The sequence below is a fragment of the Hydrogenivirga okinawensis genome, from assembly GCF_055385515.1.
The window spans coordinates 1,649,614-1,674,959 of record NZ_AP042386.1 but is presented as its reverse complement, the minus strand read 5'-3'; the positions used below and the strand labels follow the sequence as shown (position 1 = coordinate 1,674,959).

General features: G+C 50.0%; 27 protein-coding genes. 17 read left to right on the top strand and 10 right to left on the bottom strand.

Annotated elements, in window-relative coordinates; genetic code table 11:
• Positions 1–7: 7 nt before the first annotated feature.
• On the bottom strand, positions 8–367 hold the full coding sequence (locus ACZ483_RS09540) for a hypothetical protein (protein WP_464323941.1): 360 nt from the start codon (positions 365–367) through the stop codon (positions 8–10).
• Positions 368–376: 9 nt separating this feature from the next.
• Positions 377–1,240: a prohibitin family protein gene (locus tag ACZ483_RS09535; RefSeq protein WP_464323940.1), complete on the bottom strand. Its 864-nt coding sequence runs from the start codon at positions 1,238–1,240 to the stop codon at positions 377–379.
• A gap of 44 nt (positions 1,241–1,284) precedes the next feature.
• Here ACZ483_RS09535 and ACZ483_RS09530 point away from each other — a divergent pair, with 44 nt between their 5' ends.
• On the top strand, positions 1,285–1,824 hold the full coding sequence (locus ACZ483_RS09530) for an RNA polymerase sigma factor (protein ID WP_464323939.1): 540 nt from the start codon (positions 1,285–1,287) through the stop codon (positions 1,822–1,824).
• Positions 1,802–2,191, top strand: a complete 390-nt coding sequence (locus ACZ483_RS09525; protein WP_464323938.1) for a hypothetical protein — start codon at positions 1,802–1,804, stop codon at positions 2,189–2,191. The genes ACZ483_RS09530 and ACZ483_RS09525 overlap by 23 nt, the downstream gene beginning before the upstream one ends.
• Here ACZ483_RS09525 and ACZ483_RS09520 read toward each other — a convergent pair.
• Positions 2,153–3,682, bottom strand: coding sequence for a hypothetical protein (locus ACZ483_RS09520; protein ID WP_464323937.1), 1,530 nt, complete (start codon positions 3,680–3,682; stop codon positions 2,153–2,155). The genes ACZ483_RS09525 and ACZ483_RS09520 overlap by 39 nt on opposite strands.
• 25 nt (positions 3,683–3,707) lie before the next feature.
• On the opposite strand from ACZ483_RS09520, the gene ACZ483_RS09515 reads away from it, so the two are divergent.
• From ACZ483_RS09515 to ACZ483_RS09480, 8 genes are all read left to right on the top strand, one after another.
• Positions 3,708–4,700 carry a S8 family serine peptidase gene (locus ACZ483_RS09515; protein ID WP_464323936.1) on the top strand — a complete coding sequence of 331 codons (993 nt, stop codon included), beginning with the start codon at positions 3,708–3,710 and terminating at the stop codon, positions 4,698–4,700.
• Between the two features lie 74 nt (positions 4,701–4,774).
• Positions 4,775–5,011, top strand: a complete 237-nt coding sequence (locus ACZ483_RS09510) for a hypothetical protein (protein ID WP_464323935.1) — start codon at positions 4,775–4,777, stop codon at positions 5,009–5,011.
• Between the two features lie 19 nt (positions 5,012–5,030).
• Positions 5,031–7,367, top strand: a complete 2,337-nt coding sequence (locus tag ACZ483_RS09505) for a right-handed parallel beta-helix repeat-containing protein (RefSeq protein WP_464323934.1) — start codon at positions 5,031–5,033, stop codon at positions 7,365–7,367.
• A gap of 192 nt (positions 7,368–7,559) precedes the next feature.
• Positions 7,560–9,791: a hypothetical protein gene (locus tag ACZ483_RS09500; RefSeq protein ID WP_464323933.1), complete on the top strand. Its 2,232-nt coding sequence runs from the start codon at positions 7,560–7,562 to the stop codon at positions 9,789–9,791.
• Between the two features lie 58 nt (positions 9,792–9,849).
• On the top strand, positions 9,850–10,425 hold the full coding sequence (locus tag ACZ483_RS09495) for a hypothetical protein (protein WP_464323932.1): 576 nt from the start codon (positions 9,850–9,852) through the stop codon (positions 10,423–10,425).
• Positions 10,422–11,147, top strand: a complete 726-nt coding sequence (locus tag ACZ483_RS09490; RefSeq protein ID WP_464323931.1) for a SapC family protein — start codon at positions 10,422–10,424, stop codon at positions 11,145–11,147. The genes ACZ483_RS09495 and ACZ483_RS09490 overlap by 4 nt, the downstream gene beginning before the upstream one ends.
• 7 nt (positions 11,148–11,154) lie before the next feature.
• On the top strand, positions 11,155–13,179 hold the full coding sequence (locus ACZ483_RS09485; protein ID WP_464323930.1) for a S8 family serine peptidase: 2,025 nt from the start codon (positions 11,155–11,157) through the stop codon (positions 13,177–13,179).
• Positions 13,166–13,903 (top strand): disulfide isomerase DsbC N-terminal domain-containing protein, encoded by a 738-nt coding sequence (locus ACZ483_RS09480; protein ID WP_464323929.1) that lies wholly within the window; start codon positions 13,166–13,168, stop codon positions 13,901–13,903. Before ACZ483_RS09485 ends, ACZ483_RS09480 begins: the two co-directional genes overlap by 14 nt.
• 5 nt (positions 13,904–13,908) lie before the next feature.
• Here the strand turns inward: ACZ483_RS09480 and ACZ483_RS09475 are convergent, their stop codons facing one another.
• Positions 13,909–14,715 (bottom strand): hypothetical protein, encoded by an 807-nt coding sequence (locus ACZ483_RS09475; protein ID WP_464323928.1) that lies wholly within the window; start codon positions 14,713–14,715, stop codon positions 13,909–13,911.
• An 84-nt stretch (positions 14,716–14,799) separates the two neighbouring features.
• On the opposite strand from ACZ483_RS09475, the gene ACZ483_RS09470 reads away from it, so the two are divergent.
• The 4 genes from ACZ483_RS09470 to glmU all read left to right on the top strand — a co-directional run bounded on the left by ACZ483_RS09470 (position 14,800) and on the right by glmU (position 18,249).
• Positions 14,800–15,492 (top strand): CinA family protein, encoded by a 693-nt coding sequence (locus tag ACZ483_RS09470; RefSeq protein ID WP_464323927.1) that lies wholly within the window; start codon positions 14,800–14,802, stop codon positions 15,490–15,492.
• A 138-nt stretch (positions 15,493–15,630) separates the two neighbouring features.
• The gene (gene lpxA, locus ACZ483_RS09465; protein ID WP_464323926.1) at positions 15,631–16,422 is read left to right on the top strand and encodes an acyl-ACP--UDP-N-acetylglucosamine O-acyltransferase; all 792 of its coding nucleotides are present in this window, start codon (positions 15,631–15,633) and stop codon (positions 16,420–16,422) included.
• A gap of 2 nt (positions 16,423–16,424) precedes the next feature.
• Positions 16,425–16,625 (top strand): hypothetical protein, encoded by a 201-nt coding sequence (locus ACZ483_RS09460; RefSeq protein WP_464323925.1) that lies wholly within the window; start codon positions 16,425–16,427, stop codon positions 16,623–16,625.
• Between the two features lie 238 nt (positions 16,626–16,863).
• Positions 16,864–18,249: a bifunctional UDP-N-acetylglucosamine diphosphorylase/glucosamine-1-phosphate N-acetyltransferase GlmU gene (gene glmU / locus ACZ483_RS09455; protein ID WP_464323924.1), complete on the top strand. Its 1,386-nt coding sequence runs from the start codon at positions 16,864–16,866 to the stop codon at positions 18,247–18,249.
• Here glmU and ACZ483_RS09450 read toward each other — a convergent pair whose 3' ends face one another.
• The 6 genes from ACZ483_RS09450 to ACZ483_RS09425 are packed head-to-tail and all read right to left on the bottom strand — an operon-like array spanning position 18,250 to position 22,158.
• Positions 18,250–18,840 (bottom strand): PilZ domain-containing protein, encoded by a 591-nt coding sequence (locus ACZ483_RS09450; RefSeq protein ID WP_464323923.1) that lies wholly within the window; start codon positions 18,838–18,840, stop codon positions 18,250–18,252. It abuts the gene before it with no gap.
• Positions 18,806–19,303 (bottom strand): J domain-containing protein, encoded by a 498-nt coding sequence (locus tag ACZ483_RS09445; RefSeq protein WP_464323922.1) that lies wholly within the window; start codon positions 19,301–19,303, stop codon positions 18,806–18,808. Before ACZ483_RS09445 ends, ACZ483_RS09450 begins: the two co-directional genes overlap by 35 nt.
• Complete coding sequence (locus ACZ483_RS09440) at positions 19,300–20,244, bottom strand: methyl-accepting chemotaxis protein (protein WP_464323921.1); 945 nt, start codon at positions 20,242–20,244, stop codon at positions 19,300–19,302. Before ACZ483_RS09440 ends, ACZ483_RS09445 begins: the two co-directional genes overlap by 4 nt.
• Positions 20,241–20,624 (bottom strand): chemotaxis response regulator CheY, encoded by a 384-nt coding sequence (locus ACZ483_RS09435; protein ID WP_464323920.1) that lies wholly within the window; start codon positions 20,622–20,624, stop codon positions 20,241–20,243. Before ACZ483_RS09435 ends, ACZ483_RS09440 begins: the two co-directional genes overlap by 4 nt.
• Positions 20,625–20,635: 11 nt before the next feature.
• Entirely contained in the window at positions 20,636–21,193 is a 558-nt protein-coding gene (locus tag ACZ483_RS09430) for a protein phosphatase CheZ (RefSeq protein ID WP_464323919.1), read from the bottom strand.
• Positions 21,190–22,158: a flagellar motor switch protein FliM gene (locus tag ACZ483_RS09425; protein WP_464323918.1), complete on the bottom strand. Its 969-nt coding sequence runs from the start codon at positions 22,156–22,158 to the stop codon at positions 21,190–21,192. The genes ACZ483_RS09430 and ACZ483_RS09425 overlap by 4 nt, the downstream gene beginning before the upstream one ends.
• Before the next feature lie 62 nt (positions 22,159–22,220).
• On the opposite strand from ACZ483_RS09425, the gene ACZ483_RS09420 reads away from it, so the two are divergent.
• From ACZ483_RS09420 to ACZ483_RS09410, 3 genes are read left to right on the top strand one after another with little or no spacing between them, the layout of a single operon-like run.
• On the top strand, positions 22,221–22,484 hold the full coding sequence (locus ACZ483_RS09420) for a methyl-accepting chemotaxis protein (RefSeq protein WP_464323917.1): 264 nt from the start codon (positions 22,221–22,223) through the stop codon (positions 22,482–22,484).
• Positions 22,471–23,433 (top strand): chemotaxis protein, encoded by a 963-nt coding sequence (locus tag ACZ483_RS09415; RefSeq protein ID WP_464323916.1) that lies wholly within the window; start codon positions 22,471–22,473, stop codon positions 23,431–23,433. The genes ACZ483_RS09420 and ACZ483_RS09415 overlap by 14 nt, the downstream gene beginning before the upstream one ends.
• On the top strand, positions 23,430–25,337 hold the full coding sequence (locus ACZ483_RS09410; RefSeq protein WP_464323915.1) for a chemotaxis protein CheA: 1,908 nt from the start codon (positions 23,430–23,432) through the stop codon (positions 25,335–25,337). The genes ACZ483_RS09415 and ACZ483_RS09410 overlap by 4 nt, the downstream gene beginning before the upstream one ends.
• Positions 25,338–25,346: the final 9 nt, after the last annotated feature.

Genomic DNA, 25,346 nt, shown 5'->3' with positions numbered 1-25,346 from the left:
GGATATTTTAAGGCATTATTCTGAGGAGTTTTAGTATGAAAATCAGGGCGTCCTGATTCAGGAAGACGATCAGGAATATAACGATCAGGAGCAGGACGGTGAACTTCTTATCAAGCCTGTATATCTCCTCGCGGAGGAATTTTTCTACCCGCTCTATCTTCTGATCGAGCCCGTGCATCTCCTCCCGAAGAGACTTTTCCATCCGCTCTGTCTTTTGATCGAGCCTGTGAATTTCTTCCCGAAGGGATTTTTCTACCTGCTCTATCTTTATATCAATCCTATGTATATCCTCTCTGACTTCCTTTATCTCCTTACGAATTTCTCTTATTTCTGTCCAGATCTCCTTTTCTTCCTTAACATCTGCCATGTTAATAATTTACTTCTTCTTAGGCTCGGGCAACTGGATTATAGGTGTCATATTTGTGTCGTAAGGGATAAGTATTATCGTGTTATTTCCACTTTCGGCGTAAGCCTTTATGTTTTCAAGGAACTTCCACATCAGGTACTCTTTGGTAAGCGATCCAGCTATTATCCTGTTCGCCTCGGCTATACCCTTAGCCTCTATCTTCTTCCTCTCCGCCTCTAACTTCTCCTTCTCAACGAGGAACTTCATCCTCTGGGCTTCCTCGAGTGCCCTCCTCTTCTGCTCTATGGCTTCCACTACCTTCCTCGGTAGCTTTATATCCCTTATCAGTATCTCGTCTAAGTGTATGTATCTCTTTTCAAGTTCACTCCTGACCTGCTGGGCTATCTTCTGCTGTATGAGAGCCCTCTCCTGATAGACCTGAGCGCTGTCGAGTGTAGCGATGACATCCCTGACCGCCGACCTTATCACGGGCTTTATTATCCTGTCCTCGTACCAGGGTCCGTACTCGACGTATATCTCCGCCGCCTTGTCGGGCATGATCTTGTAGAGTGTCGTCAGCTCCACGTTTATGGTAAGTCCGTCCTTCGAGAGAGCGTTTATGGAGTTGGCTCCCGTAAGGTCGTAGCTGTGGGTTCTGACTGACATCTTTTCAACCCTCTGGAGGAAGGGGACTATAAGATGGAGTCCGGGCTTCAGCTCTTCGTAGCTCGCCTTGCCGAGGGTGAGCTTTACGCCCACGTAACCGCTGGGAATAATGACGAAGGGATTTGAAATAAGGGCAATTATTACAAGAGCTACTATTCCAACACCTAAAGCCACAAGCCCCTTTGGAACCTGGGGAGGTCTCGGGTATCTCTGAGGATCGAAGTCCATTGAACTATAATACTACATCTGACCACTTACCCGATAGACGAGGTATGGACGAGGGTAATCTGATAAAGAGGATCGCCGACGGGGACGAGGAGGCACTTAAAAAACTCATAAGACTTTACAGAGACAGAGTTTTCCTTTACGTTTACGGACTCACGGGCAACTACGAGGACAGTGAAGAGATAACCGCTGAGACCTTCTTTCAGATATGGAGATCCGCAAAGAACTTTAAAGGTCTCTCAAAACCGAGCACGTGGATATTCGGCATAGCGAGGAACCTGACCATGAACCTGCTCAGGAAGAGGAGGAGGGAGCTGCAGGCTTACGAGCTTGAGGATAGGGACTTTCCCGTTCAGGACGAGGAACTTCCCCAGAACGTCGAACTTCTGCGCGCGGCGATAGAGAGGCTCTCTCCCATACACAGGGAAGTTATACACCTGGCCTTTTACGAGGAACTCTCCTACTCGGAGATAGCGAAGGTGCTGGGGGTGCCTGAAAACACGGTAAAAACGAGGGTCTTCTACGCAAAGAAGAAGTTAAAGGAGATCGTAAGGGAGCTTGAAGGTGAGCATAAAAAGGGCACTTGAGGAGTTCTACGAGGGTGTCGAGCCTCCAGAGGGGCTCGAGTACAGAGTGATAGCGAAGGTGGAGAGGGAGAGGAGGAAGAGGCTGAGGAGGCTCCTTGTAGCGGAGTCCCTCGCCCTCCTTCTGATCTCCGCGCTGCTCCTGCATGCCTACCTAGGATCGAAGGAGTATGAGGTCATGGGTGCGGAGGAGAGCGTGGCGGTGGAGGTGGTGAAGGATGCTTCCCTGATCGAACTATCGGGAAAGCTTTCTGAATACAACCTCCGCATAGAGGGACCCTACGGAGGTGTGTTCTACCTGAAGGGAGATCCGGAGAGTCTCAGGAAATTCTTAAAAGAGAACAGCGATCTCTTCCGCGCCGCGGACTGACTCTCTCCGGACGTAGCCCCTCCCGTCGGCGGTAAAGCAGGTGATACTGTAATCCCATATCTCCTCATCCTCTTTCTCCCAGAGCTTCCTGATCTTCAAATAGCTCCTCTCGGGAGGTATGCGATCCACAAGAACCCTGACATCTTCGGAGGAAAGCTCGAGGGAGCAGTAGTAGAGATCCCCTACCCTCCTGAAGGAGAAGTAGATGTACTCCCCGAGATCTTCTAACTTTATATCTTCAATGTCAACCTCGGGCAGGGAAGGCGATGGGTCGGTCAGAAGGGTTCCCACCGCTCTCCCGAGAGAGTAAACCTCAAGGGTCATCGGAAGGTCCGAGTAGTAGGGAATTCGAAGGGAAACCTCCGAAGAACCGGGGCAGAAGGCACTCAGCTGAAGCTCCTCCGAGAAGACCCTTATCACACTATTATCCAGAAGCTTCAGAAGCAGGCTCTTCTCCTTTATACTTACCTCGGCGTTCCCGTCAAACTCTTCTCCGAGTGAGACCTTCAAAGTCCACCCCCCGAAGCACCCGCCCTCCGTCTTGAGATCGCCGTAAACTCTCAGGAGGTAGCTCGGTCCCTCCAGCTTCCAGAACATTCCCTCCCTGTCCGTTCTGAACTCTATGCCTCCCTCCGAAGCGTAAACCTCATAACCCGAAGGGGAAGAATCTGTAAAGACCACGCTCAGGGGAAGGCAGTCCTGCTCCTCCCCCGTCCTGCAACTCTCTTCTGAGAACTCAACGGGACTCTCCGCCGAGGTGTTCAGGTAAACCGCCCTGCCGATTCCCGAAAGGAGGGCAAAGCCTCCCTTTCTAAGCTTCTCCGAGCTCACGCTTACGGTTTCCCCGTCCACAACGTAGCCCTCGCAGCTCCCGCTCAGCAGGAGGATCTCCTCGTCCGGAGGGAGCCTTACCTCGAACTCGTAGATCTTGGAGATCTCGAGGGTTGTATCCGAAGGCTTCTCCACAAACATAAGGACCCACTCCCCCGGAGATCTCTCGTAACCGATGTATCTCCCCGCGAGATAGCTTTCCTTACTTCCCTGCCCTCCCGTGCTGTCCCGAAGGTTCACGGAAAGGAGATCCCCGCTCAGAAGGTAGAACTCAACGTTTTCCTCCGGGACTCCTCCGTCGGCGAACTTCTCGACGCTCGACACAACTGCAGGGGTCGGATAGAGGTTTATCACCACCTCACCCGCCGGAGTGTTCTCAAGTTCCGAGCCGTAGTAAACGGGATTCCCCGAGGGGTCGAAGACGAGAGCCTCAAAGAGCCTCTCCTCTCCCGGCGGGATCTCTATATCGAAGCTGACCAGATCCCCCGGATAGAAGGGTCCTTCCTTTGATGTCTCTATCGGATCGAAGTCCGGACCCGATACCCTCACCCTTACCTCCGAGAAGTAGGGAACATCCACAACGCCGGTGAACCTGAGAACTACGGCGTTCTCCTCCCTACCTCTTCCGCAGGAGAGGATCAAGAAAAGAAGCAGAATCACGATCCGCATACTAAAATTCTAATCCGTGAGGGTGTTTATAAGCCTCCTCCTCTTCTTGTCGCTCTCCTTCTCGGAGACGGTGATAGTCCCCATTCCGGGGGAGAGGGAGGAACAGCCCGGAGGAAACGGAGGGGGCGGAAGCTCCGGCATAGGAACCGCCATAGGCGTCCTGATAGGGGCAGGTCTGATCTTTCTGGTAACCAAGGCTATTCTCGCCAAGCCTTCAGAACCTCCAAGGCTCGCCTTCATACCCTTCCAGTTCATAGTGGTTTATAAGGGTTCCCTCCCGGAGGACGTCGAAGTTTTAGAGAGCCTTAGCGTGGAGGATCTCAACTTCTCTCTCCTGAAGTGGGAGAAGGAGCCGGAGGAGCTGAAGAGGAGGCTGGAGAAGGAGGTTCTCATATTCCAGCCTAACTACGTTTACGAGCTGATGGGAGAGGTTCAGAAGCTGAATGAAGAGAATGAGGGAGACAAGGGAGAGGGCACAGTTGCGGTTCTCGACACGGGGGCGGATCCTAAGATCCTCGGAGACGCCCTTCTTTACGTGAAGAACCTCAGACCAGAGCCCTACAGGCCGGAGCCCCACGGAACGGCGGTGGCCTACCTCGTCCATCTTCCTAAGAAGGCGAAGGTTGCCCTATACCGGGTGTGCACGGAGAGGAGGTGCGACAGCTGGAGCATAATAAAAGCTCTCGCGGACGTCCTGAGGAGGGGCATAAAGGTGGTTAATATGTCCTTCGGCACAAGGGCGGAGGATCCGGCGGTAAAGCTCCTCATAAAGCTCCTTTCTGCGAGGGGCACAAAGATAACCGCTCCGGCGGGCAACTCACCCTCGGAGGAGCTCCCCTTCCCCGCGAGGGTTCCGGAAGTCATAGCGGTTGCAGGCTCCCCCTGCTTCCCTGAAAAGGTGTGCAAACTGGCTAATGTTAGAGAAAAATATATCTTTGAACTGCCCATCGGAAAAGTTAAAGGAACTTCCTTTTCCAGCGCATTTTATGCAGGGAAGATCGCCCGTTAATCTCCGTAATCTTGCATTATTAAATTTTAAAAGTTAATTTAGTATGCAGGAAACCTTAGCGGGAGGTGGTAGGTATGAAGAAGGGGTTTTTGTTCTATGTAAGCTTAGCCGTACTGGCAGTGCCCTTTCTGAGCATTGGTGGGGAGAGGGATACTGCTACGGACATGAAGGCACGGATAGTACAGAAAATTGAAGAGAAGCAGGCAAGGCTGGAAATGTATAAGCAGTGCGTTCAGAACGCGCAAACAAAGGACGACCTGAGAGCCTGCAAGGAACAGTACAGGCAGTCCAGGCAGTCTGACAACAACTAACCTCAAGGGAGGGATAGTCATGGTCGGTAGGGCGTTGCTCTTTTTAGGGACTTTGGCCGGAGTGTCGATGGGTGCTGTATTTAACGTTTCAACCCCCACAGAATTTCAAAACGCTCTTACAACTGCTCAGAGCAACGGAGAAGACGATACTATTATAGTTGCTCCGGGGGTTTACAACATAACATCAACCCTCACGTACTCTGCAGCCGCGACTGAACAGTACTCTCTCAAAATAGTAGGTCAGGATCCTGTAAATCCTCCCATCCTCGACGGAGGAGGAACAACTCAGATCATGAACATTGACACAACGGGAGCTACAGATTCCAGCGCGTACGTGCACATAGAGAACATGGTCTTCAGGAACGGGTATGTACCGATGGCGAGCGGAGGAGCGCTTTATGTCCGAACGACGAACGCGCCCATAATGTTGAAAGACTGCAGGTTTGAAGATAACTCCACTGATTTTGGTGATGGTGGTGGGGCTTTTCTGTCTACTGACAGCAGTACAGGCGTAGAAGTCCATAACTGTGAATTCTTTAACAATTTCACTGACGGAGGATACGGTGGTGGTTTATACGTTGAGGTAAGTAATAATGGGTACGTTTACATAAAAGACTCGCTCTTCATAGGCAACTACTCATATTACGAAGGAGGAGGAGCCTACTTAGAAATCTTCACGGGAAATATACACGTGGACTCTTCCCTCTTCGAAAACAACTTCTCCGATGAGGATGATGGTGGAGGGCTGTACGGTGAAACTACCGAGGGTTCTATAAGTGTATTTAACAGTACGTTTACAAACAACCAGTCTGAAGAGGATGATGGTGGAGGAGCCTTCCTGTACGTTGATGACCTGGGAGACATAAATATCTCCAATTCAACCTTTGAGGGAAACAGCTCCTATTATGATGGCGGTGGTCTGTACGCTTACGTTGATGGTTCCGGAGATATAAATGTAGGGAATACGGTATTCAGGAACAATAGCTCATCAGATGGCTACGGAGGGGGTGCTTACCTCTACACCGACTACGACAACATAAGGGTAGAGAACTCCCTGTTTGAGGGGAACAGTGCCGGTTATGATGGCGGCGGTCCGTACGTGTATGCGGATACGGATCTAATTATCATATCCACGCTGTTCAGGAATAACTCCTCCGACGAAGATGGAGGAGGCGCCTATTTGGAGAGCGATGAGGGCAGGCTTCTCCTGATGAACTCCGTGTTCCTCGGCAACGAGGCGTCCAATGACGGAGGGGGTGCCTATGCGGAAATAGGCAACGAATCTACAGATAACGTTGTTGCCAACTCCGTTTTCTGGGAGAATATAGCCGGTGACGACGGAGGAGGTCTCGCCTACGATCACGATGATCCCGCCCGCAGCGCTCTTGTCAACAACACCTTTGCCTTCAACCAGGCCACCGGTGACGGAGGCGGGCTGTGGTTTGATGGATGCTGTACCGACGTGGGTGGGGACTTCTACAACAACCTCTTCTGGCAGAACACCTCTACCTCTAATGGAGACGATATGTACATAAACGATCCGTCCGATCTGACCCTGATTAACCTTTTCAACAACAACTTCTCGGGCAACGCCGACTTTAACAATCCCCAGTCGGAGGATCTTTACTTCGAGACTTTGACAGGCTACACCTACAAATATGGAAACAACATTCAGCAGGATCCCCTATTTGTGGACGTGGTGAACGACAACTTCCACCTGTCTTCCAACTCACCTATGATAAACGCCGGAAACAACAGCGCTCCCCATCTACCCATCGAGGATATAGACGGTCAGAACAGGATAATGTTTGGCATAGTTGACATAGGAGCCGACGAGGCGGCCTCCGCTTCGGGAGGTGGAACGGGAGGAGGTAGTTTACCGAACATGAGCTTCTCCTTCGATCCTGCGGCCGGTATAAACTTCGGGAGTGTCTCCCCCAACGGATCCGTATCTCAAACACTATCCTTCTTCAACAACGGACCGGGTATCCTCTACATAAGGGAGGTTGGTCTGATAGACTCCAACAGCACGCTGACGATGGGACTGGTTCCCAGACAGCTCAGCTCCTCCCTGAGCGGTTTCACGATAACTTCCGACAGCTGTACCGGTGCCTCCATACCCGCGGGAGGTTCCTGTGAGGTCGAAATAAGCTTCACCGGTCAGGATGAGGGAACTTACTCGGTGCAGCTGGTTGTCAGGAGCAACGATCCGAACAACGATCCGCTGGTGATTCCCCTGTCCGCCACGGTAAGCTCTGGGGGCGGTGGAGGCTGTTCCTCCTCACCCGTAACCTCGATCCCCTTCTACCTTCTCATCCCCGCTGCCTTAATGGTGAGAAGGTTCCTGAGAAGGTGATCCCCCGCACCCCTCGCGGGGTGCCTTTCTTTTATCCTCCCTTTGAACTTTTTTACTTTTTTTTTACACTAACCTTAATGAAAAACGAAAAAAATGTTGAGTAAACCGAACAAAAACAACAAAAATCTTGACTTGCAATTAAGGTAGTTTTATAATTGGGGTAGCTTAAATTAACTAAAGGAGGGATGCATCATGAGCAAGAGGAAGAAGAAGCTACTCTTAGCTTCGGCGGTTTTCGCAGCAGGCATGTTTGCAGCCTCATGCGGTGGAGGAGGAGGCGGGACAACATCAACGACACCACCCCCACCACCCCCACCGGCACCTAATCTGGTCGGTAATGCTCTCGTTGGAGCGATCAAAGGCTTTACAACACCGGGAACTCTGATAGGCTACTACGTGGCTGACATCTACGATGACGGAACGGCGCAGTATACGGAGATACCCACACCCTTCGATGTCATGCTGGATTACGTACACGAGTTTTCCAACGGAAACGTTCTCCTCACAACGGTGGTAAACAACCCGGCCCCACCGCCACCATACATGCCTACGAACATGCTTTACTTCTACGACCACAGCACAGGCTCCATAACCCCCATATCTAACTGTGTAGACTACGCCACGGGAGCTACGGTGGGAGCAGGAACAACCCTTACTAATACTGTAGGGCTACCGAACTTCTACATAGACGATGTGGGTGGTGATATAGACTTTATAGTAACCTCCAGCGGGCAGTGTATAGCTCTCTCTGCTTCAGTTGGAGCAACCGATACCGCTTCAGAAAGACTGCTCTATGCCGGAAACAACTACTTAGTAATAGGGGACGGTACCGCCGCTGAGTCCGTTTATATAATAGATGTGAACGGAACTGTAACCCTTCTGGACGGCGTCGCTACTCCAGACGGGGCCATACCAGATCTAACAATTAACATCAACCCATTCCCAGCACCGGCTATAGTTTACGATAAGGTTCCCGGAACGGACATAATCCTACTCGGCGCCAATGGTGCCAACGCCATAATGTACATGATAAGAAGTAACGGCACCCCTGTCAGACTCGTGAACGAGGAGAATGTGATAGCCGGTGATAATCCACCCCCGAACGGTGTCCCCGCCGGCTGGGCAAAGATGAGGATGGATCAGAACGGAGAGGTTCACATAGCCTGGGTTGACGGAGGAGCAGGGGGTAATCTCTACTACGTTAAAACCCATTCGGTCGGCGGTATCAACGTCTACTCTTACCCGAACTTCTATCCCTTCGTAAATAGTACAGGGAGCGTAGCCCAGTTCGGATTCGACCGGGACGGTTATCTCTACTTCGTTTCCGACGCTGGCGCTGCAGGTTTAGCATCTTGTGAAACCGCTGCGGATGCTGGTTGGGGAGAGCTCATAGTCCTTCACATAGACAACACGAACACCGCCATAACACCCGCGGTTGACTGTGAGGACCATCCGCTAACAAGTACAGAGCTCGCTTCCATCATCGCCTTCCAGGACGGCGTGGTCGGTGTAGATACGGCTCTTAGTACCAACTATTTCCACTATCTGAGGGGTGCATCGCTTACGAACGCCGCCCTCGCTCCCAGGACACAGAACGCCTTCGTAGGTTGTTCAACGGCAAAGATATGGGAAAACATTCTATCACCGCCCCTCTACACCGGTGTTGAAGATAGGGTGTTCGAAGGTGAGGGAACGCAGACCGTCCAGTGTGCTCCTCCCACTGGGCTACCTTCATTCGCTTACTCCTGGCTTGCAGGGGATCCTTCGACGGGAACTTACTCCGGGGACGTTATAGACCCCTCAAGCGGTACATCCCTCACTACTGGAACAGCGGACACGGTACCTGAAATGCCCTTCTACATGGGCAGCAACAACCTCGTCTTCCAGATCGGAACCCCGGTTCCGTTTGCGACGACAGGAACTGCGGACTGTGTCGCCGGTCCCCTTACAAATCCGGCCGGAGGAAGCTGTGCCTCCTACTCTCTGTCCGCGCCTTACATAAACGGCGTCTACACGTGGGGCAACTTCCCCGCAAAGATAAAGACAGACACCAACATCATTTCCGACGGGGCAGCAATATCTTATGGATGGGATCCCCTGTGGCTTGGTGTGGCTCCCAACATCACCGCCGCCTTCTTTGGAACAACTATAAGCACTCCTTATATAGTCAACGCCCAGACGGGAACTGTTAACACAACGACCCTTCAGGTTCCCTTCTCCACAACTCTCTTGCCGGCGAGGGGCGGTAACGTAGACCTCGGCCTCTCCAAGGTTGTCAACGTATGGAGTCCTATTGGAGGCGCCTGCGTTTCGGTAGGGCTGTTCGACGGTCTGATGTACGACGACGGAACGCTGACGACCCCGCTCCAGATAAACTCGAGGCCGGCAGGTACCTGCCTCTTCAACGTCCTCAAGACGTGGTAAGCTTTAAAGGGGACCCTCGGGTCCCCCTCTTCTAAAAAATCTTCCGGAGGTTCCGATTATGAAAAGGACAATTGCACTGATCACGGGAGGGTTAGCTATGGTAGGAGTGTGGTACCTTCTCTCTCAAGGGAGTAACGAGCCTGCAAAGACGGAGGCGCTTACGCAGAAACCCAGAGTAAATCAGGCTTTTAAGAGTTTTCTCTCCCAACAGAAGGTAGAGGAGTCAAAGAAAACTGCTGAAAAGTCTGCAGAAAGCGAAGTGGTTCTACCCAACCCGATATTGCACAAGAGGTTCGAGGAAAAGGTTGAAAAGCAGGTTCGCTGGAAAAGTATGGAACCCTATGTAAAGGCTCAACAGGAGTTTAACAGGAAAGTACAGGAGTTTATGGGTTCCTACACCCAGAAGATGCTGGAAGCCCAGAAGAGTGGGGGTTCCTGGGTAGAAACATTCAAGGAATACTCTGCTAAGGTAGATACGCTAAACAGGTTGATGTACGAATTCAGAATTGCCGTTGCAAAAGGCGATCAGGCTGAGATACAGAGGCTGTCGGAAGAGATAAAGGCTATAGTTGGTGCTGCTCCGCCTGTGCCGCCAAAACGTTCTAAGGAAAAATACAGCATGTTTCAAAGATGATCAGGTGGGAGTTCTTGGATACTAAGAAGGATGCAGGTCTCAGATGGAGGTGTCTTGGGGAGGACTGCCAGACCTCCTGCTGTGTTAACTTCTTCCTCATCCACGTCCCGGTGGCCGAAGTCCCCCACCTCTCCAGATACTTCCCCGTGGTCGTAACCCTCAGGCAGACAGAGAGAGGGAGCGTAGCCTCCTTCTCCGCCGTTCTGAGGCTGAGGGAGGACGAGAGGGGCTGTATATATCTGAAAGAGGAGGGCTGTTCTCTGAAGGAGGAAAGGCCTTTTTTCTGCAAGGCTTACCCCTTCTCCGTAGTTCCCGCCAACGGTAAAAACCTGGTTGCCATAGACAGATCCTGCCCGGGATTCTCCGAGGAGGAAGGTGAGAACCTGTTTGCGGAGCCCGGCAAACTCAACGAAGTGTTCGATAGGGACTTCCTCTCCTACGCCAACCTTATAAAGGAAGATGCGGAGAAAAACGGAGTTCTCTTAGAGGAGATCCTTAACAACAAGCTACTGACGGGCGGAAGGTTTATCTACAAACTGGGAGACAATGAACAGAAGGAGATACCCTTTAACTTCGTTGATGAGAGAAAGCTCTTGGATCTGCCGAGGGATAAGATAAAGAGCCTTGCTGAAAAAGGGTTTATGTCAGTAATATACGCCCACCTGAATTCCCTCCAGAACTTTACAAGGCTTCTGAAAGCCTACACAGAAAGAAGGATCTGAGGGTACCATGTTTATACTGATCCTGCTGTTCCTCCTTTCCCTTGCTTTTTCCTACGATCCGAAGCTCAGCCCGGATCTCAGAAGGATCCTGCACGAGGGAGGCGGTCTATCTACTAAGGCGATAGGACTTGAGGAGGTAAAGGTTCTCTACCGCGACGGGAGGGTGGAGGTCGTTGACGTCGGCGAGGGAGATCTCCTGAACCTTCTGAGCAGGGAGGACGTTGTCTACATAGAGGCTCCGAGAGAACTTAAACCCCTGACTGATGTTGTAAGGGTTTCCTCTATAGGTGTTCACGGGAGCGGAAACCTGACACTCTCTTTAAGGACAAGAGACGGGCAGAGTTTGAGCATAAGGGGCTTCAGGATTTCTGGCGTAAATCTCAGCGGTAGCTGTACCGGTTCGCCCACAAGCCTAAGGTGTTCTTCGGGATCTCTTGATATAAACGTTTCCTCGAGCGGTGATTTCAGACTGATCATATCTTCCGAAAATGAAGAGGTGAGGGTATCGGACCTCAGCGGTGCTACAGCTTACTACTTGGGAACCTCGGCATCCCTATCGGGGAAAACCGGTAGGGGTGTCATTATAGCGGTAGTGGACACGGGCATAAACCCATGTCATCCCGCCTTTTTAAAAGGGGATGGCTCGACGAGGATACTCTTCTTCTACGAACCAAAGTCCGATAAAGAGTTAGACAGTGCCCAGATAAATTCTGAGATTCAAAATGGAAGGTGTCACTACGACAGCAATGGGCACGGAACACACGTAGCGGGCATAGCGGCCGGTGGCGACCCGAACACGCCCTATAAGGGTATCGCTCCCCAAGCCGAGCTTATAATTGTGAAGCTTGTTGACTTTACGGATACTGAAATCATCAAAGCGCTTGACTATCTGATAGAGAAGCGTCAGAGCCTGAACAAACCTATAGTTGTGAACATGTCTATCGGAGGACACTTCGGACCTCACGATGGAACCGGGCTACTGAGCAGGGCTGTGGACAACGCTGTTAATTCCGGCCTATTCGTAATAGTTGCGGCGGGCAATGAGGGAAACAGACCTATACACGCCCAGATGAACAACCTCACTTCTGAAGAAACGGTAAATCTGGAGACCCTTACCCCGGGTGGAGATCAGATAAACGGCTGGTACAGGGGGGGGAGCCTCTCCGTATCTTTCTGCAAGGGAACATCGTGTATAAGTGCTCCCTCGGGCGCTGTCGCGAGCGGGAGTTTGGGTAGCTGTTCCGTTTACATAGACAACTCTGTTACCTCAAGCCCCCTTAACGGAGATGGAGAGTTCCTTATAGCGTACGACTGCAGCGGTTCCTTTTCGGTTAAGCTGGATCCCGGATCAGGCACGGTTAGCAGGATAGATATGTACTTCGTGTGCCCCTTCTGTTACTCGGAGTTCAAGGATCACGTGCCTTACGGACCGTACGGAGGGGTGCTCGGAACCGTGGGTGTGCCGGGCGTTGCCAAAAAAGCGATAACCGTTGGGGCAATAACTTCTAAGCCTATTCTGGGAACCTCCGAGATAAACACGAGGTCTTTCGCTGACCTTGGGAAGATAGCCTTTTTCTCTTCAAGGGGACCTACGCGGGACGGCAGGACAAAACCTGATGTTGTTGCAGGGGGACTGTTCGTCTATTCCGCCTCGAACGATGGAAGATCGTACGTACCTCAGGCAGGGACGTCCATGGCGACACCCGTTGTTAGCGGAATAGTTGCCCTTATGTTAGAGGGATCTCAAGAAACCGCATCCTACTATACCTCAAAGCAGATAAAGGATTCTCTGGTTTTAAACGCGATAGCGGATCAATCCACAGGTCAGGTACCGAACAACATCTACGGATATGGGAAGGTTTACCTTGGTAAATCTGGAGTGGATGAGGATCAGGGGGGTAGTCCGAGTAAAACCTCTGGCGGCGGAGGTGGTTGCTCTGTATCAGGATCAGGTCTGTCAAATGGTATAATATTGATAACAGCTTTATTGTTATACAAACGCATACGGAGGCGCGCTCATGGAAAAGCGTAAATTCTACATTCTATCGATTGGGCTCTTAATATCTTCATGCTATACGCAGCCCCAAAATTGCCCCTCTGAAGAGAGGGTAACGCAACTTATGAAGAAACAGGGGGCAAAGACTGTCAATATTGAGAGCATAAATGAGGTAAAAGATATCCCCGGACTGTGTGAAGTTGTAATAAGGGACGGTATAAATCCTATTATCTTCTACATAAATAAAAGGGGAGATAGAGTTATAGTCGGCAATATTTTGGATGCAAACACTAATGAGAACTTAACCATAAAAAGGAAAAAGGAGCTTAGACGCCTGAGTAAGGATCAAGTTGCCCAACTTGAAAAGTTGGTTGATTTTGAACACGGCGAGGGTAATGTCGAAGTATATTACATAACAGATCCGGACTGTAAAATCTGCAGGCAACAGGAAAAGAAACTGCTTAAGTGGGCTGAAGAAAATAAAGTTAAATTAAAAGTTATCCTTTACCCCATTCCCATTCATAAAAAGGCTTATGATAGGAGTGTTTCAATCTTATGCGACAAGAAAGGGTTCAAAGGAGTTATGGAGGAGTATGAATCAGAGAATACGTGCACAGAGGGGAAAGAGAAAATCCTTAAAAATATGAAGTATCTGGGAACAGAATTAAAGCTCATAGGTCTTCCCCATGTAATAGGTAAAAACGGCCGTATAGTATCCGGAATCCTCAAAGAAGAGGATCTGAATAGCCTGATCAAATGACTAAGTCAAAAGGTTGGCAAGCACTGGTCTCCTTCGGTTTGAAAATCAGCAAGTCTCACGCTTATTTCAACATTTACAGATTCAGTATCTCCTCCAAAGAGTTCAACTGCATTGAAATTTGCGGTTGCTAAGTACTCGCATATACCAGTAAAAACGGTTACGGGAGGAAGATTTGTTACACATCCGTCAATATTAGTGTAAGTCACGGATACCTGTGATCCATACGACAGAACCTGCTCCTTTATCAGCTGAGAAATAAGGGAGAGCGCGAAGGTGTGGATTTCTTCATTGGGCTGTATCGTGAAATTTACAGCCTGCACAGTTGATGGTAGGTCGGGACATCCGTTTGTAAGGGTTTTGTAAGTTATATAAACATCCTGAAGAATCACGGGTGAGGAGTACGGTGAAATAGGCTCCCCTTTAAAATTCTTTTTTGGCTCAAGGACGAAGTCTATACTAACGTAATCATCGACCAAGCTGGTTCCAATACAGAGATCTACGGTTGTTGTTGCTACACAGCACACGTTTTGAAAATTCGGATAACTCGGCCCAACATCCCCACAACATATCTCACCTTCCTCACACACACCATCGCCGTCCCCACTTATTTCAACCGTCGGATCAACAGCCCACACCTGCACGGGAACGGTATGCCAGTAGGCCACATCACTTTGAAGGGGTTGAGGGCTTACGCTGCTCACGTAAAGTATGACACTGTTAAACTCATTTTCAAGCCCAGAACCGAAGTCTCCCTCTCCTCCACAGCCGTACATAACCCCGAGCAAGGGAAGAAGATAAACATATCTTTTCATAATCCTGCCCTCCGGTTAAGACCTGTATCTATTATACGGTAGGAGGAAGATAAAGTTTAGAAGTAAGTTAAGATAATAAAGCTGATGAAATGTGAAGTCTGCCTTTGGGAGAGAAAGAGAGATTTTGAAGGCTTCGTCCTCAGAACCTTCGATCTTTCCCCGGAGGAGATAGAGGTCAGGCTGAGGGGACTCAATTTCAAGCTCGAGGTAAGCCTCTGGGGGGTAGATATACTCTTTGAGGGAAGAGAAGATTGGGAGAGGGCAAAGGAGGAGATAGGGGAGTGGGTTTACTCTGGGAGCTGGGAGAGTATGGAAGAGGTTATAGGAAAGCTGCTGAGAGAGAAGGATCTTACTTTATCTACCGCGGAGAGCTGTAGCGCGGGGCTCCTTTCGGCGAGGATAGTTAACGTTCCCGGAAGTTCAGAGTACTTTGTGGGCGGTGTTGTGGTTTATTCCAACGAGCTTAAGAAGAAGCTCCTCGGTGTTAGTGAGGAGACCTTAAGGAACTTCGGGGCGGTCTCTGAAGAGACCTGCAGGGAGATGCTCAGAGGTCTTAAGGAGAGGTTCGGAACGGACTGCGGGATAGCGATCACAGGGATAGCTGGACCGGGGGGCTCAGAGCACAAGCCGGAGGGTCTGACCTACATAGGAGTTTACGTCGGTGAAATGATCCACATAGAGGAGAGAATATTTGGCATGGGGAGAAATCCCAACAGGTTCCTCTCCACTCAGGTGGCGATGAACACTCTGAGGAGGATGGTTGAGAGGTTGGAATGAGCGGGTTGGCTATACACGGTCTGCGCTTCCTGATGCCGATATCCTTACGTATGCATACAGGGCTATTAAACCGAGCCCACCGACAAGCGCCATCAGCACAGGGGTCTTGTACATACAATCTATTCTAAAGGAGGCGGCATGAAGGTACATTCCACGAGCTATGTGAGTAAGGAGGCGAAGATTGCCGAGGATGTAGAGATAGGAGCTTTTTGCATAATCGAGGGAGACGTGGAGATAGGCAGGGGAACGAAGATAGGAAACAGGGTAACGATAAAGGGAAGGGTGAGAATCGGCGAGAACTGCAGGATCTACGAGGGCGCCGTGATAGGTGAGGATCCTCAGCATCTGAGGTATGAAGGAGAGGAGAGCGAGGTGATAATCGGGAACAACGTGATAATAAGGGAGTACGTAACTATTCACAGAGGAACGAAGATAGACAAGATGAAGACGATAATAGGGGACGACGTTATGCTCATGGCCTACTCCCACGTAGCCCATGACTGCATAGTCGGAAAGGGGACGATAATGGCAAACTGTGCCACCTTGGGAGGTCACGTTGAAGTTGGAGAGTACGTCTTCATAGGTGGTCTCTCAGCGGTTCATCAGTGGGCGAGGATAGGTTCCTACGCGATGGTGGGGGGTCTCACGGGAGTGTCCCTCGATATACCTCCCTTTACAAGAGCTTCAGGTCAGCACGCTCTCCTCTATGGTGTGAATACAGTAGGCTTGGAAAGGAGAGGCTTCTCCAAGGATAGGATCAGGGCTATAAAGAAGGCTTACAGGTTACTCTTCAGGAGCAATCTTCTCAGGAAGGAGGCGATAGAGAAACTCCGTAAGGAGTTCGAGGGAAACGAGGATATAGAACTGCTTATAAACTTTATAGAGACTTCGAGGAGAGGTGTGGCAAGGGACGCGGGAAGCAAGGGATAGTGATGGAAAGGGTTCTTGAAGAATTCGACAAGTGGTTCCTGCACTTCGCTCTGGGTGTTGCGATAATACTGATTGTTCAACCAATTCCAAAAGGGGGCATTGATCTATCAACGACTTTTAAAGTAATAAGTGTGGTGGTTATTTTTCTTGCAATCGGAGGAGTCTTGCTATACCTTAGTTCTAAGGTGAGGACTAAGAAATGATAGATTTTGGAGACGCTGTTTTGATAGTAGGGATAATAGGTACACTGATAGGCTTAGTCCTTATATTCCTTGGACTGCGGGAACTTAAGAGAAAGGAAACCCAACCTTCTTAAAAATGAGAAAGGGTCGGAATGATGGACGCTTACACGCTTATGTTACTTGGGTTGGTAATCTTGGCTCTTGGTGTTACGTTCTTCCCTTTGACATTTATGAAACCCGAAAAACCCGAGAAAGCTAAATGAAAGCGGTTATACTTGCAGCAGGGCTTGGGACGAGGTTTAAGAGCGAGAAGCCTAAGGTTCTCCACGAGATCTTAGGAAAACCCATGCTGTGGTACGTGATAAACGCGGTAAGGAGGGGAGGTATAGAGGATATAGCGGTAGTTGTAGGTTACAAGGCGGAAGAGGTAAAGGAAGCTATAGGTAAGGGTGTGGAGTACTTCCATCAGGAAAATCCTAAGGGAGGAACAGCGGACGCCGTATTAGCCTCGATAGACTTCTGGAGGAACAGCGACGACTATCTGCTCATAGTGAACGGAGACTCTCCCCTGATAACCTCCGAGACGATAAAGAACATGCAGCGCTTTCTTGCTATGGTGGAGGAGTACGAGAAGGTGAGGCTCGCCGGCGTGGTTTTGACCTCTGTTCTTCAGGATCCCACCGGATATGGAAGGATAGTGAAGGAGGAGGGAACCGATAGGATACTGAGAATCGTGGAGGAGAAGGACGCCTCTCCGATGGAGAGGAACATAAAGGAGGTAAACGGTGGAGTTTACATGTTTTACATTCCTTATCTCCTCGAAGCCCTTTTCAAGATAAAGCCGAGCGAGGTGACCGGTGAGCTCTACCTTACGGACGTGGTCTCCTACCTGAGCGAGAGGGGGTATGAGGTCAGGAGCTTCATGGCTTCCGATCCTACGGAGATACTCGGTGTTAACAACCGCTGGGAGCTCAGCTTTGCGGAGAACATACTCAGGCTAAAGCTCATAAAGTTCTGGGCCGAAAAGGGTGTTACCTTCCATATTCCGGAAACCGTCTGGGTGGAGCCGGACGTTACGTTATCTCCAAATGTGGAGATACATCAGGGCGCGATCCTGAAAGGGAGAACGAAGATAGGAAAGGGCACTGTTGTCGGTCCAGGAGCGGTTATAGAAAACTCGGAAGTAGGGAGTTCGGTCAGGATAGGGGCTTACTCGATGATAGCCGATAGTCGGGTGTTAGACGGTGCGGTAATAGGTCCCTTCGCCCGCATAAGAAACGGATCTCAGATAGACGAGGAGGCGGAGGTTGGCAACTTTGTGGAGGTTAAGAACAGCAGGCTCGAGAGCAAAGTTAAGGCAAAGCATTTAGCTTACATAGGGGATGCTCAGATAGGGAAGGGGACCAACGTGGGCGCCGGAGTCGTAACCGCAAACTACGATGGCAAAAAAAAGCATGAAACCCATATCGGCAGGAACGCCTTTATAGGGAGCAACTCACTTCTGATAGCCCCGATAAGGATTGGAGACTTCGCTTACGTCGCAGGTGGTTCCGTGGTGAGTAAAGACGTCCCCGAAGGAGCCCTCGCCGTTGGAAGGGCTCAGCTGAAGATCCTCAAAGAAAAGGGAAAGAAGAAGCTGACCTGATCAGCCTCTCTGGGCTCTTATGAACAGGTCAGAGTAGATCCTTCCCAGAAGATCTATCATATCCCCGCTACCTTCCTTTACCTCGACAGCCGAACCCTCCGGTCCGGATCTGATAACCTTTCCGATAACCTTCACCTTCCTGTTCCTGTAGGTCAGGTAAAGTTCACACTCCCCTTCGGGGAATCCTGTATCCACGCTCAGGGAAGTCAAGCTTATGTCCACAAGGCTCCCTTCATAAATCCTTCCGGAACATACCGCCTCCACCCTTACGTCGAGTAAGCCTTTCACGCTCACCCTCGGGAGTTTCCTCCTATCCTCGGTTACAAAGTCCACCTCTGCCTCGAGACTCCTGTCCTCCTTCTTCTTTATCCGCATCTCAGCTATCAGATTCTTTTCGTTTTCCACGAGAGCGTACACAACATCGCCCTCTTTCAAGTTCTCGAACACCTTAAGGGGCAGGAGATAGCGAACCCTGACCTCCTTACCACCAACAGGATACAGATTAAAGGTCACAGGAGTGTAAACACCATCTACGGGAGCAAAGCCCCTGTACCTCTTACCCGACTGAAAGAGCTTCCTTACGTCTATCACTCAAGTACCTCCTCAGTATCTGATAGTAGTAGTTTATCTTGATCATCATCCTGTGGGCTTCCTCACTTCTGCCTATTCTGTCCGGGTGGAACCTTTTTACCATCTCCCTGTAAGAACTTTTCAGCCTATCTTCGGATATCTCGTCGAGGTTAAAGAATCTTACGGCTTCCTCCACCCTTACAGGATGCTTCCTTGGATTCTTGCAAAAGTCCCAGTAGGTTCTGACGTAGGTTCTTAGAAGATTTCTCTTTGTGTTTCTCAACTCCTCGAAGGAGGACACTATCACCGAAGGCGGGAAGTGGGAGACGAGTTTTCTAATTATCCTCCTGTCAAACCACTCTCTAAGAAAGGTCTCCTCGTCCAGATGGTTGTAAAGGCTGTAAAGCTCATAGAAGGAAGATATGAACTCATCGAGCTTCCTTTCGTACATGTACTCGACAACTCTCCTACAGAAAGAGCTCATCCCTCTTCCCCGGAGAGCTTACTCTCTATTATGCGCCTTGTATCCTGTATTAGGTGCAGGATAGCCTCAAGCTTGGAGGACACCTCTTCGTACTTGCCCCTGAGAGCCTCCATCCTGTACTGGACAAGATAAAATAGCTCTTCCACGTCCGAAGCCTGGTTTTTCTGAGAGTTCGCTTCCTTTGCCACCTCCTCTATATGCGTCTTCGCCCTGTTTACCTTCTTTTCCACATCCTTCAGGAGTCTGTCTATGTTCTCGGTGAACTCCATCGTCTTTCCGGCGAGCCTTCTGACCTCTTCCGCGACCACGGCGAACCCCCTTCCCAACTCTCCTGCACGTGCCGCCTCTATAGCAGCATTGAGAGCCAAGAGATTTGTTTGCTCCGAGATCTCGTTTATTAGGGTGAGGATCTTAGATATATCCTCCGACTGCCTACTGAGCTCGTTCACCAGCTCGAGGTCTCTCTTCAGACTCTCCTCCGTTCTTGCGGACGCCTCACTCATCTGCTTCACTATCTCGAGGCCGTTGCTAACTATCCGAAAGACCTCATCGAGTTCCGTAAAGCTCGCTGCCGCCTGAGAGGAGAGTCTATTTATGTCCTCAAAGATAGGTTCGAGCTGGGACTTCAGCTCTCCAAGACATTCACTATCCTTCTCTTCCTCCTCCACGGGAGACAGCTCTTCTCTCCTTTTAAAGACTAAGAAGGATTCTCCTTCAGCCACAACCTCTATGTCTTCGCCCATCTCCTCAATACTTCTTTCCCCGAGGATACTCTTACCGCTCTCGTTGATATACCTGATCTTACCGTCCTCTAAAAGGACCACACCCTCCTCAAGGCTCTCGATAACACTTAGCAGGAACCTGTTCTCCTCCCTGCATCTTCCGAGCTCCTCTTCGAGCTCCCTTATCCTCCTCTTGTCCCCAAACATAATCCACCTCACTTGAATATCTTTTCCATCTTTTCCTTCAAAACCTCCGGTGTAAAAGGCTTAACTATATAGTTGTTAACTCCGGCTTTCAAAGCTTCAAGGACGTTCTCCTTCTTAGCTTCGGCTGTAACCATCAGGACGGGGAGATGTTTAAGATCGGGATCGTTCCTTATCTCTTTCACTAAGGTCAGTCCGTCCATCTCCGGCATGTTCCAGTCGGTTATGACGAAGTCGTACTTCTCGTTCTTGAGCTTCGCGAGAGCCTGCTTCCCGTTCTCCGCCTCGTCCACGTTCGAGTAACCGAGCTGATTGAGGATCGTTTTTATTATCCGCCTCATGGTGCTCATATCGTCCACCACGAGAATCCTCGCATCAGGAGGTGGCATCGGCATCCTTTTTCCTCCTAAAGCCCGAATTCTTCGAGCAATTTATCAACATCCTCTTGAGATATTCTATCCTGAGAGAGTAGCTCGCTGACCTTTCCTTTTATCCCCGATATTTCCTCCTCTTTCAGATCTCTACCGGCGGTGACCTGCGAGACTATTATGTCCATCAGAGCTTTCTTGATCCTGTCGAGAACGTTGATGACAAGCTTTAACTGCTGACCGGCGAGATCATGAAAGGACATGTGGGTGTATAGCTCGAGCAGTGTGTTTAAGTTATCCGTATTCTTCTCCCTTATGGATTCGAGCCTCTCCCTAACCTTTGAAACGGGGTTCAGAGATAGTAGGAACTCGACATCCTTCTGTATCTGGTTGGAGTTCTCGTTTATCCTCTCAAGCAGGTTCATTATGGTGTGGGAGGTCTCTTCGAGGAAGGCCATAACGTCCTCTATATTCTTGGCCGTTTCTGGTATCAACTGGGAGCTTTCGCTCACCGGCTTCTTGATTCCCTCTATTACGTTCTCAAGCTCCTTTACGTTCTGTAGAAGCTCCTTTATTATCCCCTCAAGCTCCTTCATCCTACACCTCTTCCCTCGTGGTAAGTATAGGATTCTATCTTAACAGCCTTCTTCCCAGCCGACTCCCCCAGTATGCCCCTGAACATCGGAACACCCTCTACCTTTACTATCACCGACTCGGTGCTTCTACTGTCAAGCTGTATAAAATCCCCCTCCTTAAGCTCCACAAGATCACCCACGCTTATTTCTACGGAGGGAAGGACAGCTTCCAGAAGAACCTCCACTACCATCAGATTTTCAAGGATAACGTCCCTCAGGGTGCCACTTTCCGTTTCCGCAGTTCTCAAGATGTCCTTTATAGGATCTATAGTCCTCAAGGGGATAGCTAAGAATATGTCCCCCTTGAATCCCTCTATCTCCACCTCAAGGTTGATAACTATGACCCTTTCGTTTCTGCTTACCGTTATCAATCTCCTCGGGTTCTCCTCGAGCCCCGTGAACTCTATTCTCCCTTGACCTACGAACTCCTCCCAGGCGGTACTGAGATGACGGACGAGTATATCAACGAGGTTGCGGATTATCCTAAGCTCAAACTTGGTGAAGCTCTTTCCCTCCACCTTGTAGGGCTGTGCCGGTCCTCCGAAGATTATGCTTATTATCGTGTAGATCAGCCTCGTATCTAAGACTAAGTACATCCTACCGTTCAGAGCCTCGACGTTCAGAACCGCAATGGCTGCAGGCAGAGGTATCTTAAGGACGAAGTCCGATATCTTCTCCGTCTTTATCTCCTTCACAGATATGGTATCCAAGTTGAAAACTATACCTCTTAGCTCCGAGGTAACCGAGGCTATCCATTGGTTGAGTATCTGTTCGAGCTTTACAAGCCTTGTAGGAAGTATCCTCTCGAGCTGGTTTATGTCAAAGGGCTTGTACTCTACCTCCGCCTTCTCTCCTCCCTCTTCCTTACCGAGGGTCTGAAGCAGAAGGTCTATCTCCTCCTGAGAAAGGAACTCTTCATCTGCCATATCAAAATTTAAATATACCTTTCGGAAAACGATTAAATATTTTTAAGCAGGGAGGTTAAAAAATGAACGAGTGCGCCAAGTATATAGATGAACTCTCGAAGTTGACCGAAAGCCTTATGAAGATAGCCAAGCAGTCAAACCTCCTCGCCCTGAACGCCGCGATCGAGGCTGCGAGAGTAGGGGAGTCCGGGAAAGGTTTTGCCGTTGTGGCGTCGGAGTTCAGGAAGCTGGCGGACAACACCTCAAAGCTCTCCAAAGAGATAAAGACCATAGTGGACAAGATAGCAGAGTCGGTATCTTCGGAGGACGAAAATGAAACCGGATAAGTCCTACGGAATGCCTGATATCCTTGAGACCGGTAAGAACGAGCTGGAAATAGTTGATTTTCGCCTTTATGAGGATGTTCCAGAGGGAACTTACGAGTGGATCTTCGGTGTGAACGTGGCGAAGGTTAGGGAAGTCCTGAGAATGCCTCAAATCACCAAGGTCCCCAACATGCCTCCGGAAGTAGAGGGTATGGCGGAGATAAGGGGTAAGCTGATACCGGTGATAAGCCTCGCCCGGTGGATGGGCATAGATGAGCCTCCCGAAAGGAAGAGGTTCCTCCTACATTTGGAGTTTCTCCGGGAGAATGTGGGTGTTATAGTACACGATGCCAAGAGAATAAGAAGGATTTCTTGGAGCGATATAAAGAAGGCTCCCGACACGTTGAACCAGAAGTTGGGAGGGAGGATCACCGGTGTAGTAGATACGGAAGACGGGCTCCTAATAATCTTAGACTTTGAAGGGATACTCCACGACATAGGGCTCCTCAAGGTGTTCCGCGAAGCTGAGGCAAGGGAAGAAGCCAAAGAAACTAAGGAGACTTATACGATTCTCGTTGCGGAAGACTCTGCGGTAGCAAGGAAGATAGTGAAGGATATACTCGAGTCCGCAGGACATAAGGTAATAGAGACGGAGGACGGTCTCGAGGCTTGGAACGTTCTGAACAATTACTTTGAGAAGGCTAAGAGTGAAGGAAAACCTATAACCGATTACATACAGCTTGTTATAACGGACATAGAGATGCCCAACATGGACGGACTTACCCTCACTAAAAAAATAAAGGAAACCGTGGGTCTTATGGGGCTCCCTGTCATAGTGAACACGACATTGAGCGATGAAAGCAATAGACAGAGAGCTTTCAGAGTGAACGCCGACGGTTTTATAGTGAAGTTCGACGCTGAAGAACTCTTAGAGCTGGTTAACAAACTCGGAAAGGGGAGTAAACCATGATAAGCGACGAGATGAGAGAGATCTTTAGCGAGTTCGTCGTTGAGGCTGAGGAGAACCTCCAGAAGGTGGAGGAGAACCTTTTAGAGCTCGAGAAGGACCCTACCAACGAAGAACTGCTTAACGCCACCTTCAGAGCGATGCACACGCTGAAAGGCGGAGCCGGGTTCCTGGGTCTAAAGGCAGTAGTGGAGGTAGCTCACGCTGCGGAGGACGTTCTTGGAAAGCTTAGAAGTGGAGAGCTTACATTGACTCCAGAGATAAACGATGCGATCCTCGAGGCAGTGGACTTTATAAGATCCGCTTTACCGAGATATGAGGCGGGGGAAGATGTAGACGTTCCCGAGGATCTGGTTAGAAAGCTCAGGGAGCTTGAAAGCGGAGAAGTTTCTAAAACCGAAAGGAAGGAAGAGGAGAGCATAGACAAGCTCCTTGAAAAGTACGGATTCTCTCACCTCAAGGGGAAACCTATAGAGGAGATTCTTGAAGAGCTTATACTTCTTCCCCCGGACGAGAGGCCATCCGAGCTTATTGAGGAGTTAGATAAGATCCTGAGCTCTAGTGAAGTAAAACCCTCTGAAGAGAAGGAGAGGGAGGCTGAAGAGAAAATGATAGAAGCCTTAGACGAAACACGGGAAGAAACCAAGGAAGAGGCACGGGAAGAGAAGAAAGAAGATAAGAAGGAAACCCCTCCTAAGAGAGAGGTTCCTGTAAAGTCTGAGGGGGAAAAGATAGTAAGGCTCGATATCAAGAAGGTAGAGGATCTAATGAACCTTGTTGGGGAGCTCGTTCTTGAGAGAAACAGACTTTTGAGGGTCTTCCAGAGGGTAAGAGAGGAAACCTACTCAAAGACGATGGACGAGCTCGAAACTGTGCTCTCCTCCCTCGACAGGATAGTGGGGGATCTTCAGCTCGCTGTGATGAAGACGAGGATGCAACCGGTGAAGAGGCTCTTCCAGAAGTTTCCGAGGGTCGTCAGAGATTTAGCGAGGATGCTTGGCAAAGAGGTTGAGCTCGTCTTAGAAGGAGAAGATGCAGAGATGGACAAGACGGTCTTGGAGAAACTCGAGGAGCCTCTTATACACCTCATAAGGAACGCTGTCGATCACGGGATAGAGCCTCCTGACGAGAGGGAAAGGCTCGGGAAGCCGAGGAAGGGAACGGTTAAGCTTAGCGCTTACTACCATGGAGACAGAATTTATATAGAGGTGTCCGACGACGGGAGGGGTATAGATACGGAAAAGGTAAAACAAAAAGCCCTCGAACGTGGACTGATCAGTCCCGACAGGGCGGAGAAGATGACTGAGAAGGACATACTCTTTCTCATATTCCACCCCGGCTTTTCCACTGCCGAGGGGGTCTCTCAGGTCTCGGGAAGGGGCGTGGGGATGGACGTTGTCATGAACACGGTCTCCGCCTTCAGGGGAATGATAGATATAGAGACGGAGAGGGGAAAAGGAACGAGGATAGTCCTTTCCTTCCCTCTGACCGTAGGAATAATTCGCTCACTGCTCGTCTCGGTGAACGGAAGATACTTCGCCATCCCGATATACTCCGTACTCGAGATAATTCAGGGGGAGGACGCCCAGATAACCACCGTGTCGGGGAAGGAGGTTCTCATTCTGAGGGAGCTGACTATCCCGCTCATAAACCTCGGGGAAGCTTTGGAGATGGGAAGCGGAAACGTAGGCTACGTAATAGTCTCTCAGGTAGGGAGCCAGAAGGTAGCCTTTACGGTTGAGGACCTCTTCGGTGATGAGGAGGTGGTGGTGAAGCCTCTCGGAAAGATAGTCGGTGAGGTTCAGGGAATATCGGGAGCCACCATAACGGGAGACGGAAAGGTGGTTCTGATCCTCGACCTCGATGGAATTTTAAAGAGGGAAATGAGAAGCTTAGCGCTCTTGTGAGGTGTGTGA